Origin of the sequence: Bradyrhizobium sp. DN3, from assembly GCF_041357655.1 — a bacterium.
GTDB lineage: Bacteria > Pseudomonadota > Alphaproteobacteria > Rhizobiales > Xanthobacteraceae > Bradyrhizobium.
Genome location: NZ_JAULLN010000021.1, coordinates 64,382 through 80,200, shown reverse-complemented (window position 1 = coordinate 80,200; position 15,819 = coordinate 64,382). Strand labels below are relative to the sequence as shown.

General features: G+C 65.5%; 12 protein-coding genes. All 12 read left to right on the top strand.

Annotated features, from left to right (window positions below):
* Positions 1-65: 65 nt before the first annotated feature.
* The 12 genes from mraY to AAE027_RS27725 all read left to right on the top strand — a co-directional run bounded on the left by mraY (position 66) and on the right by AAE027_RS27725 (position 15,818).
* A complete protein-coding gene (gene mraY, locus AAE027_RS27780; protein ID WP_091879224.1) occupies positions 66-1,169 on the top strand; it encodes a phospho-N-acetylmuramoyl-pentapeptide-transferase in 1,104 nt (367 codons plus the stop codon).
* Positions 1,170-1,179: 10 nt separating this feature from the next.
* Positions 1,180-2,580, top strand: a complete 1,401-nt coding sequence (gene murD / locus AAE027_RS27775) for a UDP-N-acetylmuramoyl-L-alanine--D-glutamate ligase (protein WP_370989318.1) — start codon at positions 1,180-1,182, stop codon at positions 2,578-2,580.
* 236 nt (positions 2,581-2,816) lie between these two features.
* Positions 2,817-3,968, top strand: coding sequence for a putative lipid II flippase FtsW (gene ftsW / locus AAE027_RS27770; RefSeq protein ID WP_370989319.1), 1,152 nt, complete (start codon positions 2,817-2,819; stop codon positions 3,966-3,968).
* A gap of 118 nt (positions 3,969-4,086) precedes the next feature.
* Positions 4,087-5,187 carry an undecaprenyldiphospho-muramoylpentapeptide beta-N-acetylglucosaminyltransferase gene (gene murG / locus AAE027_RS27765; RefSeq protein WP_370989320.1) on the top strand — a complete coding sequence of 367 codons (1,101 nt, stop codon included), beginning with the start codon at positions 4,087-4,089 and terminating at the stop codon, positions 5,185-5,187.
* A 123-nt stretch (positions 5,188-5,310) separates the two neighbouring features.
* Positions 5,311-6,714, top strand: a complete 1,404-nt coding sequence (gene murC / locus AAE027_RS27760; RefSeq protein ID WP_370989321.1) for a UDP-N-acetylmuramate--L-alanine ligase — start codon at positions 5,311-5,313, stop codon at positions 6,712-6,714.
* Positions 6,715-6,718: 4 nt separating this feature from the next.
* Positions 6,719-7,636 carry a UDP-N-acetylmuramate dehydrogenase gene (gene murB, locus AAE027_RS27755; protein ID WP_370989322.1) on the top strand — a complete coding sequence of 306 codons (918 nt, stop codon included), beginning with the start codon at positions 6,719-6,721 and terminating at the stop codon, positions 7,634-7,636.
* Positions 7,637-7,790: 154 nt separating this feature from the next.
* Positions 7,791-8,777 (top strand): D-alanine--D-alanine ligase family protein, encoded by a 987-nt coding sequence (locus AAE027_RS27750; protein ID WP_370989323.1) that lies wholly within the window; start codon positions 7,791-7,793, stop codon positions 8,775-8,777.
* Between the two features lie 351 nt (positions 8,778-9,128).
* A complete protein-coding gene (locus AAE027_RS27745) occupies positions 9,129-10,157 on the top strand; it encodes a cell division protein FtsQ/DivIB (protein ID WP_091879202.1) in 1,029 nt (342 codons plus the stop codon).
* On the top strand, positions 10,154-11,476 hold the full coding sequence (gene ftsA / locus AAE027_RS27740) for a cell division protein FtsA (protein ID WP_370989324.1): 1,323 nt from the start codon (positions 10,154-10,156) through the stop codon (positions 11,474-11,476). The genes AAE027_RS27745 and ftsA overlap by 4 nt, the downstream gene beginning before the upstream one ends.
* A 90-nt stretch (positions 11,477-11,566) precedes the next feature.
* Positions 11,567-13,360: a cell division protein FtsZ gene (ftsZ, locus tag AAE027_RS27735; protein ID WP_370989325.1), complete on the top strand. Its 1,794-nt coding sequence runs from the start codon at positions 11,567-11,569 to the stop codon at positions 13,358-13,360.
* 361 nt (positions 13,361-13,721) lie between these two features.
* Positions 13,722-14,684 (top strand): UDP-3-O-acyl-N-acetylglucosamine deacetylase, encoded by a 963-nt coding sequence (gene lpxC, locus AAE027_RS27730; RefSeq protein WP_091879194.1) that lies wholly within the window; start codon positions 13,722-13,724, stop codon positions 14,682-14,684.
* Between the two features lie 243 nt (positions 14,685-14,927).
* Positions 14,928-15,818 carry an outer membrane protein assembly factor BamD gene (locus AAE027_RS27725; protein ID WP_091880315.1) on the top strand — a complete coding sequence of 297 codons (891 nt, stop codon included), beginning with the start codon at positions 14,928-14,930 and terminating at the stop codon, positions 15,816-15,818.
* Position 15,819 lies beyond the last annotated feature (1 nt).

Genomic DNA, 15,819 nt, shown 5'->3' with positions numbered 1-15,819 from the left:
GAGGCACGTTGAGGCCAAGAACAATGCCAAGGCCGCGCATGCAAAGGCGCCATAGGACCGTCTGAATGTTTTACTGGCTGATCGAGCTCTCCAACACATTTCCGGGCTTCGGTGCATTTCGCACCTTCCTGAACGTCTTCCGCTACATCACCTTCCGCACCGGCGGCGCCGTCGTCACCGGCGCGCTGTTCGTGTTCCTGTTCGGACCATGGATCATCGATCACTTGCGCATCCGCCAGGGCAAGGGCCAGCCGATCCGCACCGACGGTCCGCAATCGCACCTCGCCAAGAAGGGCACGCCCACCATGGGCGGGCTGATGATCCTGTCCGGCCTGACCGTTGGCACGGTGCTGTGGGCCAATCCGCTCAACCCCTATGTCTGGATCGTGCTGGCGGTGACGCTCGGCTTCGGCTTCGTCGGCTTCTATGACGATTACCTCAAGGTCACCAAGCAGACCACGACCGGGTTCGGCAGCAAGCTTCGCCTGCTGATCGAGGCGGCGATCGCGCTGGTCGCCTGCTACGCGCTGGTGCGGCTGAACCGCGATCCCGCGTCGACCGCGCTGACGATTCCGTTCCTGAAGGACACGGTGCTGCATTTCGGCTGGTTCTTCGTCATCTTCGGCGCCTTCGTCATCGTCGGCTCCGGCAACGCGGTGAACCTCACCGACGGTCTCGACGGCCTCGCCATCGTGCCGGTGATGATTGCGACCGCGAGCTTTGCGATGATCGCTTATCTCGCCGGCAACGCCGTGTTCGCCGAATATCTCCAGATCAAATATGTCGCGGGCACCGGCGAACTCGCCGTGCTCTGCGGCGCTCTGCTAGGGGCGGGCCTCGGCTTCCTCTGGTTCAACGCGCCGCCGGCCTCGATCTTCATGGGCGACACCGGCTCGCTCGCGCTTGGCGGAATGCTCGGCGCCATCGCGGTCGCGGTGAAGCACGAGATCGTGCTCGCGGTGATCGGCGGCCTGTTCGTGCTGGAGGCGGTCTCCGTCATCGTGCAGGTGGTGTCGTTCAAGCTCACCGGAAAACGCATCTTCCGGATGGCGCCGATCCATCATCATTTCGAGCAGCTCGGCTGGACCGAGCCGCAGATCGTGATCCGCTTCTGGATCATCTCGGTGATGCTGGCGCTCGCCGGGCTCTCCACCCTGAAGCTGCGCTGACGGTCGCGCGATGATCCCGGTCACATCCTTTGCCGGCAAGACTGTCGCTGTGTTCGGCCTCGGCGGTTCGGGGCTCGCCTCCTGCCATGCGTTGAAAGCCGGTGGTGCCGAGGTGATCGCCGCCGACGACAATGCCGAGAACGTCGCCAAGGCGGCGCAGGCCGGTTTCGTCACCGCGGATTTGCGCAACATCTCCTGGGCGAGTTTCGCCGCGCTCGTGCTGGCGCCCGGCGTGCCGCTGACCCATCCGGTGCCACACTGGAGCGTGCTGAAGGCGCGCGAGGCGGGCGTCGAGGTGATCGGCGACATCGAGCTGTTCTGCCGCGAGCGGCGTCGTCACGCGCCGGAGGCGCCGTTCGTCGCCATCACCGGCACCAATGGCAAGTCGACCACGACGGCGCTGATCGCGCACCTGACGAAAGTCGCCGGCTACGACACCCAGATGGGCGGCAATATCGGCACCGCGATCCTGTCGCTGGAGCCGCCGCGCATGGGCCGCGTCCACGTCATCGAGATGTCGTCCTATCAGATCGATCTCACGCCCTCGCTTGATCCCTCCGTCGGCATCCTACTCAATGTCAGCGAAGACCACATCGACCGCCACGGCACGGTTGCCCATTACGCCGCGGTGAAGGAGCGTCTCGTTGCCGGTGTGCAGGCGGGCGGCACCTCGATCGTTGGCGTCGACGACGGTTTTTGCCGTGACATCGCCGACCGGCTCGACCGCGCCGGTAAGAACGTGGTGCGCATTTCCGTCAAGAATCCGCTGGCGAGCGGCATCCATGTCGAGCATGGGAATATCGTGCGCACCTCGGGCGGCGCCCGCAGCGAGATCGCCGCGCTCGGCGGCATCGGCTCGCTGCGCGGCCAGCACAACGCGCAGAATGCCGCCTGCGCCGCCGCCGCCGCGCTCGCGATGGGCATCAATCTCGATGTGCTCCAGAGCGGCCTGCGCAGCTTTCCGGGCCTTGCCCATCGCATGGAGCAGGTCGGCCGCCGCGGCAACGTGCTGTTCGTCAACGATTCCAAGGGCACCAATGCCGACGCCACCGCGCACGCGCTGTCGTCCTTCGCCGACATCTTCTGGATCGCGGGCGGCAAGCCGAAGGCGGGCGGCATCACCAGCCTGACCGGCTTCTTCCCGCGCATTCGCAAGGCCTATCTGATCGGCGAGGCCGCGCAGGAATTTTCCGGCACGCTGGGCAGCGAGGTTGCGCACGAGATCAGCCAGACGCTGGACGTCGCCGTCGAGCACGCCGCGCGCGACGCAGAAGCCTCAGGGCTCACCGACGCCGTCGTGCTGCTGTCGCCGGCCTGCGCCTCCTTCGACCAGTACCGCAATTTCGAAATCCGCGGCACCAAGTTCCGCGAGCTGGTGCAAGCGCTGCCGGGCGTGAAGCCGGTGGTGTAGGGAACACGTGCGTCACACTCCGCTGTCGTCGGCCGGCTTGACCGGGCGATCCAGTATCCCAGAGACGGTGCTCGAGCCGAGGTGCCGCGGCGTACTGGATGCCCCGCCTTCGCGGGGCATGACAGTGTGTTTTGTGGCGGCAGCGGGGATCATCTCCAAACATCCGCGATTCATTAACCCCCCGGTAACCAACCTCGGCGACCAATGGACGGACCTCTGTCCGAAAGCGGCCGCCCATGCTCTCCCGTGAAGAACGCACCCCCTTTTCCGAGTGGTGGTGGACCGTCGACAAGCCGCTGATGGGCGCCATCCTGGCGCTGATGCTGACCGGAGTGATCCTGTCGCTGGCGGCGAGCCCGCCGGTTGCGACCCGTATCGGGCTCGATCCCTTCCATTTCTTCAGCCGTCACGTGATGTTCCTCCTCCCGTCCTGCCTGGTGCTGCTCGGGGTGTCCTTCCTGTCGCCGCGCGCGATCCGCAGGAGCGCGCTGATCATCTTCACGGTCAGCATCATCCTGATCGTGGTGACGCTCGCGATCGGTCCTGAGGTGAAGGGCTCTCGGCGCTGGATCACGCTGCTCGGCATCAACATCCAGGCCTCCGAGATCGCAAAGCCGTCATTCGTCGTCATCGCGGCCTGGCTGTTCGCGGAATCGACCAAGCGGCCGGAGATGCCGGCGACCTCGATGGCGCTGGCGCTGCTCTTGATGCTGGTCGCGCTGCTGGTGATGGAGCCGGACTTCGGCCAGACCATGCTGATCCTGATGGTGTGGGGCTCGCTGTTCTTCATCGCAGGGATGCGCATGATCTGGGTGTTCGGCCTTGCGGGCGCCGCCGCGGCCGGCCTGTTCAGTGCCTACCTTTTTGTTCCCCACGTAGCGGGCCGCATCAGGCGCTTCATGAACCCGGCCTCCGGCGACACCTTCCAGGTCGATACCGCCATGGAAGCCTTCTACAATGGCGGCTGGTTCGGCCTCGGACCGGGCGAGGGCATCGCCAAGCGCAGCCTGCCAGACAGCCACACCGATTTCGTGTTCGCTGTTGCTGCCGAAGAGTTCGGAATCATCCTGTGCCTGGCGATGCTGGCGCTGTTCGCCTTCGTCGTCATCCGTACGCTGTCGCGCGCCTATGCCAATGAGGACATGTTCTCGCGCTTTGCGGCCTCCGGCCTTGCGATCCTGTTTGGCGTGCAGGCGGCGATCAACATGTCGGTGAACCTGCAGCTCATCCCCGCCAAGGGCATGACGCTGCCGTTCATCTCCTATGGCGGCTCCTCGATCGTGTCGCTCGCCTATGGCGTCGGCATGATGCTGGCGCTGACACGGCTACGCCCGCGCACCGAGGTCGAGGCGAGCGGCCGCGCCGAGGCAATGCGGAGTTACGCGTAATTCGTCGTCATTGCGAGGAGCTCTTGCGACGAAGCAACCCAGACTGTCTCCGCGGAGGTAGTCTGGATTGCTTCGCTTCGCTCGCAATGACGAGAAAGACCTTGTAAAACCCTCCGTCATGGACACGTCCCCCCTGATTCTTCTCGCCGCGGGCGGCACCGGCGGTCATCTGTTTCCGGCCGAGGCGCTCGGCGTCGAATTGATCCGGCGCGGCTTTCGCGTGCGCCTCGTCACCGACGAGCGCGCGCTGCGCTATAGCGGGCTGTTCAGCAAGGATATGATCGACGTCGTCTCGAGCGAGACTGCGCGCGGCCGCAATCCGTTCCAGCTTGCCTATGCCGGCCTCACGCTCGCCGTCGGCACGCTCTCCGCCTACGCTCTGATCAAGCGATTGAAGCCTGCCGCTGTCGTCGGCTTCGGCGGCTATCCGACGCTGCCACCGCTGGTCGCGGCGAAATTCGCCGGCGTGCCCGGGATCATCCACGATGCCAACGCCGTGCTCGGCCGCGCCAACCGGTTTCTGTCGAGCCGTGTCCGCGCCATCGCGACGTCCTTGCCCGGCGTGCTCGACCGCGATCCGGCGCTATCGGCTAAGACCACGACCGTCGGCACGCCGATGCGGCCGGCGATCCTCGCGGCCGCTGCGGTAAAATATATCACCCCTGACGTGAACGGTCCGCTCCGCTTGCTCGTCGTCGGCGGCAGTCAGGGCGCGCGCATCATGGCCGATATCGTGCCGGGCGCGATCGAGCGGCTCGAGCCTGCGCTGTGGAGCCGCCTCGTCCTGACCCAGCAGGTGCGCGAAGAGGATATGAGCCGCGTGCGCGCGGTCTACGACAAGCTCAAGATCAGGGTCGAGCTCGCACCCTTCTTCACGGATTTGCCAGCGCGGCTTGCTTCCAACCATCTGGTGGTGTCGCGTTCCGGCGCGGGCACGGTCGCCGAGCTTGCCGCGATCGGGCGGCCCTCGATCCTGGTGCCGCTGCCGGGCTCGATCGACCAGGATCAGTTCGCCAATGCCGGCGTGCTGGTCAAGGTCGATGGCGCCATCCGCATCCCGCAGACCGAGTTCAGCTCGGACCGCCTTGCCGCCGAAATCTCTACCTTCGCCGCCGAGCCGGCGCGTCTTGCCGCCATGGCCGAAGCCGCCCGCGGCGCCGGCCGGCTCGACGCGGCCGAGCGGCTGGCGGATCTCGTGCTCAAAGTCGCGGGAATCTGACGCGAAAAAGCCCTTGTCATCGCCTTCTAAAGCGGGGCATCCAGTAGGAAAGGCGCGCGGCTGATTTGGCCGTGACCTTCGCCAGATGCCGCCTTCGGGGGCGGCGAGGTCAGGGAACAGAGTATGAGACTGCCGCGCGAGATCGGACCCATCCACTTCGTCGGGATCGGCGGAATCGGCATGAGCGGCATCGCCGAGGTGCTGGTCAATCTCGGCTATGTCGTGCAGGGCTCCGACGCTGCCGACAATTACAATCTCGACCGGCTGCGCAAGAAGGGCGCGAAGGTCTCGGTCGGCCACAAGGCGGAGAACGTCGACGGCGCCGAGGTCGTTGTGGTCTCTACCGCGATCAAGCGCGACAATCCGGAATTGATGGCGGCGCGCGAACGGCGCATTCCCGTGGTGCGTCGCGCCGAGATGCTGGCCGAGCTGATGCGGCTGAAGAGCTGCGTCGCGATCGCCGGCACCCACGGCAAGACCACGACGACCACGATGGTCGCAACGCTGCTCGACGCCGGCGGTCTCGATCCCACCGTGATCAACGGCGGCATCATCAATGCCTACGGCTCCAACGCGCGGCTCGGCGCCGGCGACTGGATGGTGGTGGAAGCCGACGAGAGTGACGGTACGTTCCTGAAGCTGCCGACCGATGTCGCGATCGTCACCAATGTCGACCCCGAGCATCTCGATCATTTCAAGACCTTCGATGCCGTGCAGGATGCGTTCCGCCATTTCGTCGAGAATCTGCCGTTCTACGGCTTCGCCGTGATGTGCATCGATCATCCCGTGGTGCAGAGCCTCGTCGGCAAGATCGAGGATCGTCGCATCATCACTTACGGCGAGAATCCGCAGGCGGACGCGCGGCTGGTCGACCTCACGGCGGGCGGCGGCGGCTCGAAATTCAAGGTCGTCATCCGCGATCGCAAGAGCGGGGCCGTGCAGGAGATCGCCGACCTCGCGCTGCCGATGCCGGGCCGGCACAACGCCTCGAACGCGACGGCGGCGATCGCGGTCGCGCACACGCTCGGTGTTTCCGACGACAAGATCCGCGGCGCCATCGCAGGCTTCGGCGGCGTCAAGCGGCGCTTCACCAAGACCGGCGAGTGGAACGGCGTCACCGTGATCGACGATTACGGCCATCATCCCGTGGAGATCGCGGCCGTGCTGAAAGCGGCGCGCGATTCCTACACCGGCAAGGTGATCGCCGTGGTGCAGCCGCATCGCTACACCCGCCTGCAATCGCTGTTCGAGGAATTCTGCACCTGCTTCAACGATGCGGACGCGGTTGTAGTCGCCGAAGTCTATGCCGCCGGCGAAGTGCCGATCGCGGGCGTCGACCGCGATCATTTCGTCGCGGGCCTGCGCGCCCACGGCCATCGCGAGGTGATCCCGCTGCCGGCGGCCTCGGCGCTCGCGGGCATCGTCAAGGGATTGGCGAAGCCAGGCGACCTCGTCGTGTGCCTGGGGGCCGGCAACATCACGCAATGGGCGTATGCGTTGCCGGACGAATTGAAGGCGCTGGGGTAGGGCGGTGAGCTTCCCCGACATCACCCCTTCGCTCAAAGTCGCGATGCCCGATCTTCGCGGTCGGCTGCTCGCCAACCAGTCGCTCGCCGAGCTCACCTGGTTTCGCGTCGGCGGTCCGGCACAGGTGCTGTTCACCCCGGCTGACGAAGACGACCTCGCCTACTTCCTCGCGCATCTCGCGTCCGACATTCCCGTCTATGTCGTCGGCGTCGGCTCCAACCTCATCGTGCGCGACGGCGGCATTGCGGGCGTGGTGATTCGTCTCGCACCGCGCGCCTTCGGCGAGACGAGCGCGAGCGGCGATGTCGTCACCGCGGGCGCGGCGGCGCTCGACAAGCGCGTGGCGGAAGTTGCGGTGTCCGCCAATATCGGCGGGCTCGAGTTCTATTTCGGCATTCCCGGCACGATCGGCGGGGCGCTGCGCATGAATGCGGGCGCCAATGGCGGGGAGACCAAGGACGTCCTGATCGAGGCGAGGGGCGTCGCGCGCGACGGCAGCAAGCACGTGTTCTCCAACGCTGACATGAAGTTCGTCTACCGCAACAGTGGCGTCGATCCCTCCATCATCTTCACCTCCGCGCGCTTTCGCGGCGAGATCAGGGATAGCGATGCGATCCGCGCGCGCATGGCGGAGGTGCAGACCCATCGCGAGACCGCGCAGCCGATCCGCGAGAAGACCGGCGGCTCGACCTTCAAGAACCCGCCCGGCCATTCCGCCTGGAAGCTGATTGATGCTGCCGGCTGCCGCGGCCTGCGCGTCGGCGGTGCGCAGGTCTCGGAGATGCACTGCAATTTCCTGATCAACACGGGCGACGCCACCGCGCACGATATCGAGACGCTGGGCGAGACGGTGCGCGAACGCGTGAAAGCGAATTCCGGAATTGAGCTACACTGGGAAATCAAGCGGATCGGGGTTTCATGATCACCGTCATTCCGGGGCTCGCGAAGCGAGAGCTACGATGCGCAATTGCGCATCGGAGAATCCATCGGGCGGCAGTGTTCGTGGATGAATGGATTCCGGGCTCTCGCTTCGCGAGCCCCAGAATGACGAACTGGAGAGATTGCGGACTATGAACATGCGCATCACCCTCCTTTTCGGCGGCTCCAACCGCGAGCGTCTGGTTTCGGTCGCCTCAGCCCAGGCGCTGCATCAGGCGTTGCCCGAGGCCGATCTGTGGTGGTGGGACGTCGAGGACAAGGTGCATGTCGTGCAGTCGAAACAACTGCTCGAACATGCCCGTCCGTTCGAGGACGAGTTCAAGCCCGGCACGCGTGGCATTCCGCTGGCGCAGGCGCTCGACCAGGCCAAGGCGGAAGGCCGCGTGCTGGTGCTCGGCCTGCATGGCGGGCGCGCCGAGAACGGCGAATTGCAGGTGATGTGCGAGGCGCGCGGCGTGGCCTTCACCGGATCGGGCTCGGCCTCCTCGCATCTCGCCTTCGACAAGATCGCGGCCAAGCACTTCGCCGCGCTCGGCGGCGTGACGCCGCCGGCAAACGTCGCGCTCGACAACATTGACGAGGCTTTCGCCGAATATGGTCGGCTGATCGCAAAGCCAGCGCGGGACGGATCAAGCTACGGCCTGATCTTCGTCAACGCCAAGCAGGATCTCGTCGCCGTCCGCAACGCGGCGAAGCACGAGGAGTACGTCATCGAGCCCTACGTCGCCGGCGTCGAGGCGACCTGCGGCGTGCTGGAGCGCACCGATGGCTCGATCATCGCGCTGCCGCCGATCGAGATCATTCCGGGCGAGGGCAATTTCGACTACGCCGCAAAATATCTTTTGAAGTCGACCCAGGAGATCTGCCCCGGCCGTTTCGCACCCGAGATCACCGCCGCGCTGAAGGGGCAGGCGATGGCGGCGCATCGGGCGATGTCCTGTGCCGGCTATTCCCGCTCGGACTTCATCGTCTCGGACAGGGGCCTCGTTTATCTCGAAACCAACACGCTCCCCGGGCTGACGAACTCTTCGCTCTACCCCAAGGCGCTGAAGGCCGAGGGCATCGCGTTCGTGGACTTCCTGCGTGGCCTGATCGAGCTCGCCGAGCAGCGGGCCCGGAAATAATTAGGACTGGTTAACGACCGAAAGGCCGAAACGGCCCGATTTGGGGTCAAAAACCGGTAAAATGCCGGATATCGCGGCATAAATGCCAGATATCGCGGGGCAAAAAGCATCCCGCGTTAACGAATTTTACCTTTTGTTTACCAGGACGTCCGAAGGTTAACGCTGGCGGCGCATATGGCGCTTTGGCTGCCGGCGCGTGAGCTGTTTGCGGTGATGTCACCTCCAGCGAACGCTTTGAAGGGGAGAGGTTTTCTTCTGCTGAAGACCAGCACCCGGCCCGGCAAGTCCGAGACGTCATGTTCGCCAGGACCCGCGCGATGTCGCGGCCAAACTTGTTGACGAGCTCGTGCAATGGATGGTGCAGGAAGCCTCACCCGGTCGTTTCTGAGATCGCTGAGGCCCCAAGCTGACCTGAAGGCGGCCGCTATCGGAGCGGTCGTGCTTCTGCGCGAGTGGGTGCAGGACAAGCGCCAGGAAAGACTCGAGGCGGCGCGCGCCGCCGCCAAGGACAAGGCCAAGACCAAGGCCATCGTCGAGCGCGAACCGCCGCCGCGCATGGTCGCGCTGGTCGAGCGCTATCTGCCGCACCGGGTCGGGATCAGCATGACCGTGCTGCTCCTGATCGGAAGCTGCGGCTTCGGCATCGTCAAGGGCGGCCATCTCCAGGATTTCATCACTGCGGTCAACGACGCCCGCAACGCGCTGGCCAATTCCGCCGGCTTCCGCATCACCTCCGTCGTGATCAACGGCCGCAAGCAGCTCACCCAGGACGAGATCCTCGCGATCGGCGGCGTCAGCGGCCGCTCCTCGCTGCTGTTCCTCGACGCCGACGCGGTGCGCGACAAGCTCAAGGCCAATCCCTGGATCGCGGACGCAACCGTGCTGAAGCTCTATCCGGGCCAGCTGATGATCGAGCTCACCGAGCGCAAGGCGTTCGCGCTGTGGCAAGAGGCCGGCCGGCTCTCCGTGATCGCCGATGACGGCGCCGTGCTCGAACCCTATGTCTCCCGCCGCTTCCTGTCGTTGCCGCTCGTGGTCGGCAAGGGCGCCGACACCCAGGCCCGCGATTTCCTCGCCCTGCTGGCGCGTTATCCGCAGGTCAATTCGGTGACGAAAGCCGCGATTTTCGTCGGCGAGCGGCGCTGGAACCTGAGGCTCAAGGATGGTCTCGACATCCGCCTGCCCGAGCAGGATGTCGGCAACGCCCTTGCGATGCTGTCCAAGCTCGACAAGGAGGACAGGCTGTTCTCCCGCGACATCGTCGCCGTCGACATGCGCCTGCCCGATCGTCTGGTGGTGCAGCTGTCCGACGACGCCGCCAAGGCGCGCGAGGAGCAGTTCAAGGACAAGAAGAAAAAGAAGGCCGGGGATTCCGCATGACCGGTCTCGATCGCACCCAGACGCCGAAGACACGCCCGATGCCGCACAAGCGCGGCGGCATCGTCGCCTGCCTCGATATCGGCACCAGCAAGATCGCCTGCATGATCGCACGGCTGAAGCCGTCGCCTCCGAGCGACGCGTTGCGCGGCCGCACCCACGCGGTGGAATTGATCGGCTACAGCCAGATCCAGTCGCGCGGCATGAAGGCCGGCGCGGTGATCGATCTTGGCGAATGCGAGCAGGCGGTGCGCCAGGCCGTCGGGCTCGCGGAGAAGATGGCCAAGGTGCGGGTCGAGTCCGTGCTGCTGTCCGTGTCCGGTGGCCGGCTCTCCGGCCAGCTGGTCGAGGCCGCCGCCGACATCCGCGGCGGCGCCGTGACTCAGGCCGATGTCAGCCGCGTCACCTCCACCGGCATGCGCCATGCCACCGGCGAAGGCCGCACCGTGCTGCACGCCCTGCCGGTCGGCTACACGCTCGATGGCGTCAAAGGCATCCGCGATCCCCGCGGCATGGTTGCGCACCAGTTCGGCGTCGACATGAACGTCGTCACCTGCGACGCCACCGTGGCACGGAACCTGATGCTGGCGGTGGAACGCTGCCACATCAATGTCGAAGCCATGGCCGCGAGCCCCTATGTGGCCGGCCTGTCGGTGCTGACCGACGACGAGGCCGATCTCGGCGCCGCAGTCGTCGAGATGGGCGCCGGCACCACCACGATCGCGGTCTATTCCGGCGGCCGTTTCGTGCATGCGGCGGGTTTTGCGGTCGGCGGGCAACACATCACGATGGATCTCGCACGCGGACTCTCCGCGACCATTGCCGATGCCGAGCGAATCAAGACTTTATATGGGACCGTCATCACCGGCGGATCGGACTCGCGTGAGCTGATGTCTGTGCCGACAGCCGGTGACGAGCAGGATCTGCCGCAGATCGTCTCCCGCGCCACTATCGCCAACATCGTCAAGCACCGTGCCGAGGAAGTCTTCGAAATGGTTCGGGACAAGCTGAAGGATTCGCCCTTCGCCTCAGAGCCCAACGGCCGCGTCGTGCTCTCGGGCGGCGCTTCGCAGCTGACCGGCCTCGTCGAACTCGGCACCCAGATTCTCGGCCGGCCCGTGCGGGTCGGACGTCCGCTCGGCTTCGGCCGGCTGCCCAACGAGGCGAAGAATGCCGCGTTCGCGGTGCCGGCCGGACTTCTCGTCTACCCGCAATATGTTCACCTCGAACATGTCGAACCGCGGCATACGCGGCAGCAGGTCAAGACAGGGACCGGCGGATATTTTGGAAAGGTCGGACGATGGCTACGCGAGGGCTTCTGATGACCGCTTTCCGCAATTGTCGATTTTCACCAACTCCCGCGGCCGCCGGCCGGGGCGAACCCACGCGCGCGTGATCGAGAGGCAGCAACCATGACCATCAGCATCAATGTTCCTGATATTCACGAACTGAAGCCCCGGATCACCGTGTTCGGCGTCGGCGGCGCCGGCGGCAACGCCGTCAACAACATGATCACGGCGGGCCTCCAGGGCGTCGACTTCGTGGTCGCCAACACCGACGCGCAGGCGCTGACGATGTCGAAGGCGCAGCGCATCGTGCAGATGGGCACCGCAGTCACCCAAGGCCTCGGCGCCGGCTCGCAGCCGAATGTCGGCGCCGCGGCGGCGGAAGAGGTGATCGACGAGCTGCGCGACCATCTCTCCGGCGCCAACATGGTGTTCGTCACCGCCGGCATGGGCGGCGGCACCGGCACCGGCGCTGCCCCCGTCATCGCCAAGACGGCGCGCGACATGGGCATCCTCACCGTCGGCGTCGTCACCAAGCCGTTCCACTTCGAGGGCGGCCGCCGCATGCGCACCGCTGAAGCCGGCATCAACGAGCTTCACAAGGTGGTCGACACCCTCCTGATCATCCCGAACCAGAACCTGTTCCGGGTCGCCAACGAGAAGACCACCTTCGCCGACGCGTTCGCGATGGCCGACCAGGTGCTCTATTCGGGCGTTGCCTGCATCACCGACCTGATGGTCAAGGAAGGCCTGATCAATCTCGACTTCGCCGACGTCCGCGCCGTCATGCGTGAGATGGGCAAGGCGATGATGGGCACCGGCGAAGCCTCCGGCGACAAGCGCGCGCTGACCGCCGCGGAAGCCGCGATCGCCAATCCGCTGATCGACGATAGCTCGATGAAGGGCGCCAAGGGCCTCCTCATTTCCATCACCGGCGGCAAGGACCTCACTTTGTTCGAGGTCGACGAAGCCGCGACCCGCATCCGCGAGGAAGTCGACCAGGACGCCAACATCATCGTCGGCGCGACCTTCGACGAAGCCCTCGACGGCCTGATCCGCGTCTCGGTCGTTGCCACGGGCATCGAGCAGGCCGCGATCGCCCGCAACAGCCAGGCGACCTCCGCTCCCGTCGCGAACCCGGCACCGCAGGCGCAGCAGGCTGCCGCTCCGGCCGCTGCTGCCGAGAGCCGTCTCGCCGACCTGACCGCGCGGCTCCGTGCCGACAATCAGCGTCTGGCCGAACGCGCCCAGAAGCTGGAGGGGCAGGTCCCGGCGGCCGCGCCGGCTCCGGCCGCTGCGGCGCCCCGTCCGAACGTCGAGCGTGCTGCGCTCGCCGCCATCGCCGCCGCCGTCGCGGACGTCCCGCAGGCGCCCGCGCCGATGCAGACCTACGGCGATGTCACCGTGCGCCCGATCGCGCAGAAGCCGACCCTGTTCCCGGAGCCCGAGCAGGCCCCGCTCGCCATGCAGGAGCCGATGACGCCGGAAACCTTCATCCCGCCGCAGGCCGAGCGTGCACCGGTCCGTGCGCCGCGGATGCCACGCATCGAGGAACTGCCGATGCCGGCCCAGGCCGAGCTTCGCCAGGCCCGCGGCGAGGTCGAGGAAGAGACCCCGCAGAAGACCCGCCTGTCGCTGCTCCAGCGTCTCGCCAATGTCGGCCTCGGCCGTCGCGACGAGGAGAGCGAAGCGCCGATCGCCGCCCGCACCGCCGGTCCCGCGATGCCGCCGCTGCCCGATCGCCGGCCGCAGAAGACCGTGGCGCAGCAGATCGCGGCTACGGAGCCGGTATCGGAGTATGCCCGCCGTTCCGCGCCGCAGGGCCTGGACATGCATGGCCGCCCCGCGCCTGTTGCGCCGGCGCCACAGGGAGACGACCATCTTGATATCCCGGCCTTCCTGCGGCGGCAGGCGAACTGAGGATTGTTACAATAAGGCAGACGAAAAAAGGTCCCGGCAACAAGCTTGCCGGGACCTTTCCTTTGGTCCCGTGCATATCCGGATTGCGCAGCCAAGCAACTGATTTTAAATCATTAATTACGCATTCGGTGGTTCAGTAAAACTGCCGATGACGGCCCCAAACCTCGGCGCAATTTGGTTAAGCCTTGGCGCGAATACGGCAGGTTTGGGGTAACAATCGGTAAAAAAGCGTGAGTTGGCGCTGTTTGGGGCAGTGACTATGGTTTGCCGTGACTTGGGGATACGGATTCGCGGGACGTCGGCACTGACCGGCCAGGCGGGTCTCGTATAAGTCGCAGTGGTCGTAGTGGGGCGGTTCCTGATGAAATTTAGCCGGCAAACAACGCTTCGTGCGCAAGCCTCTGTGGCAGGCGTAGGCGTTCATTCCGGTCTTCCCGTCACTCTCACGCTTGGGCCTGCGCCTGTCGACGCAGGTTTTATTTTTGTCCGCACCGGACTTGAGGGAAGTGACCGCGAGGTTCAGGCTACTGCCGAGCAGGTGATTGCGACCGACTTCGCCACTGTCCTCGGCGATCGCGACGGCCCGCTGGTCTCCACCGCCGAGCACGTGCTCGCTGCACTGCGGGGCATGGGTGTCGACAATGCCACGATCGAGATCGACGGGCCCGAAGTGCCGATCATGGACGGCAGCGCCGCCGCCTTCATTGCGGCGATCGACCAGGCCGGCATCGTCACCCAATCGGCCCAGCGCCGCTTCATTCAGATTTTGAAGCCGATCTCGGTCAAGATCGGCGATTCCTTCGGCGAGATCAGGCCCTACGCCAACGGGTTCCGCGCTGAGGTCGAAATCGACTTCACCAACCCCGTCATCGGCCAGCAGAGCTACGCTTTCGACCTCAGCGCCGAGCGTTTCCGCCGCGAGGTCGGCCGCGCCCGGACTTTCGGCCTGATGGGCGATGTCGCGCGGCTCTGGAGCGCCGGCTATGCCCTCGGCGCCTCCTTCGACAACACCGTCGTGTTCGACGATGAGCGGCTGCTCAACACTGAGGGCCTGCGCTACGCCGACGAATGTGCCCGCCACAAGGTGCTGGACGTGATCGGCGACCTCGCGCTGGCCGGCCTGCCGCTGCTTGGCGCTTACCGCTCGGTGCGTGGCGGCCACAAGCTCAACCACGCCGTCCTGACCGCGCTGCTGGCCGACCGTACCGCCTGGCGGGTGGTCGAGGGCGAAGCGGCCCGCCGCACCACGCGTCCCCAGGGCGAAGTTGGTCGCGGCATCGTCGGCGGCCGGATCGCCGCGGCCTACGGGCCGGACGTGTCCTGACGGACCTGTTGTCGCAGGTACGGGTTGCAACTGACCCCGGGAAATTCCTGGTAACCATGATCGACTAGCATTGCGGCAGTTTCGCCTTAATCCGGGCGAAATGCCTGCCTATCCGGTTCGTTAAAGATCGTTTTTCGGATAGATCGGCGTGGTCGCATGGCAGGCACCACGGTCACATTTCGCGCCCATGACGGGGTTCATGGGCTGGCGGGCACCGCATCACAGGGCGTCAAGGCAAAACTCATGTCGGCACAGCGTATGACGCGCGGATATCTCCCGGTCTCGTCTCGAGCCCGCGGCCTGCTTCACGCCGTCACCTTCATCCTGCTCGCGCTGCCGCTGGCCGGCTGTGGCACCGGCTCGCTCTGGGACAAGTTCACCGCCAAGGACGACACCTTCGTCGAGGAGCCCGCCGACAAGATCTACAATGAGGGCCTGTACCTCATGAACGAGAAGAAGGACATGAAGGCGGCGAACAAGAAGTTCGAAGAGGTCGACCGCCAGCATCCTTATTCCGAGTGGGCTCGCAAATCGCTGCTGATGTCCGCTTATGCGTCCTACCAGGGCGGCGACTATGACGGCTGCATCGGCGCTGCCACCCGCTATGTCACGCTGCATCCCGGCAGCCCGGATGCGGCCTATGCGCAATACCTGATCGCCGCCTCGCATTACGACCAGATCCCGGACATCAGCCGCGACCAGGCCCGTACCGAGAAGGCGATCGCCGCGCTGGAAGAGGTGGTGCGCAAATATCCGAACTCGGAATATGCCACCTCGGCCAAGGCCAAGATCGAGGGTGCGCGCGACCAGCTCGCCGGCAAGGAAATGAATGTCGGCCGCTACTACGCGCAGAAGCGCGACTACACGGCGGCGATCAACCGCTACAAGACCGTCGTCACGCAGTACCAGACCACCCGGCATGTCGAGGAGGCGCTGTTCCGGCTCACCGAGGCCTATATGGCGATCGGCATCGTCGGCGAGGCGCAGACCGCGGCGGCCGTGCTCGGGCACAATTTTCCTGACAGCCGCTGGTACAAGGACGCCTATAATCTTGTAAAATCCGGCGGTCTCGAACCGAGCGAGAATCAGGGGTCTTGGATCAGCCGGACCTTCAAGAAGATGGGTCTCGGCTAGG

Coding starts and splice junctions, on each gene's coding strand:
- mraY (WP_091879224.1), top strand. CDS start 66: ATGTTTTACTGGCTGATCGAGCTCTCCAACACATTTCCGGGCTTCGGT.
- murD (WP_370989318.1), top strand. CDS start 1,180: ATGATCCCGGTCACATCCTTTGCCGGCAAGACTGTCGCTGTGTTCGGC.
- ftsW (WP_370989319.1), top strand. CDS start 2,817: ATGCTCTCCCGTGAAGAACGCACCCCCTTTTCCGAGTGGTGGTGGACC.
- murG (WP_370989320.1), top strand. CDS start 4,087: ATGGACACGTCCCCCCTGATTCTTCTCGCCGCGGGCGGCACCGGCGGT.
- murC (WP_370989321.1), top strand. CDS start 5,311: ATGAGACTGCCGCGCGAGATCGGACCCATCCACTTCGTCGGGATCGGC.
- AAE027_RS27750 (WP_370989323.1), top strand. CDS start 7,791: ATGCGCATCACCCTCCTTTTCGGCGGCTCCAACCGCGAGCGTCTGGTT.
- AAE027_RS27745 (WP_091879202.1), top strand. CDS start 9,129: ATGGATGGTGCAGGAAGCCTCACCCGGTCGTTTCTGAGATCGCTGAGG.
- ftsA (WP_370989324.1), top strand. CDS start 10,154: ATGACCGGTCTCGATCGCACCCAGACGCCGAAGACACGCCCGATGCCG.
- ftsZ (WP_370989325.1), top strand. CDS start 11,567: ATGACCATCAGCATCAATGTTCCTGATATTCACGAACTGAAGCCCCGG.
- lpxC (WP_091879194.1), top strand. CDS start 13,722: ATGAAATTTAGCCGGCAAACAACGCTTCGTGCGCAAGCCTCTGTGGCA.
- AAE027_RS27725 (WP_091880315.1), top strand. CDS start 14,928: ATGTCGGCACAGCGTATGACGCGCGGATATCTCCCGGTCTCGTCTCGA.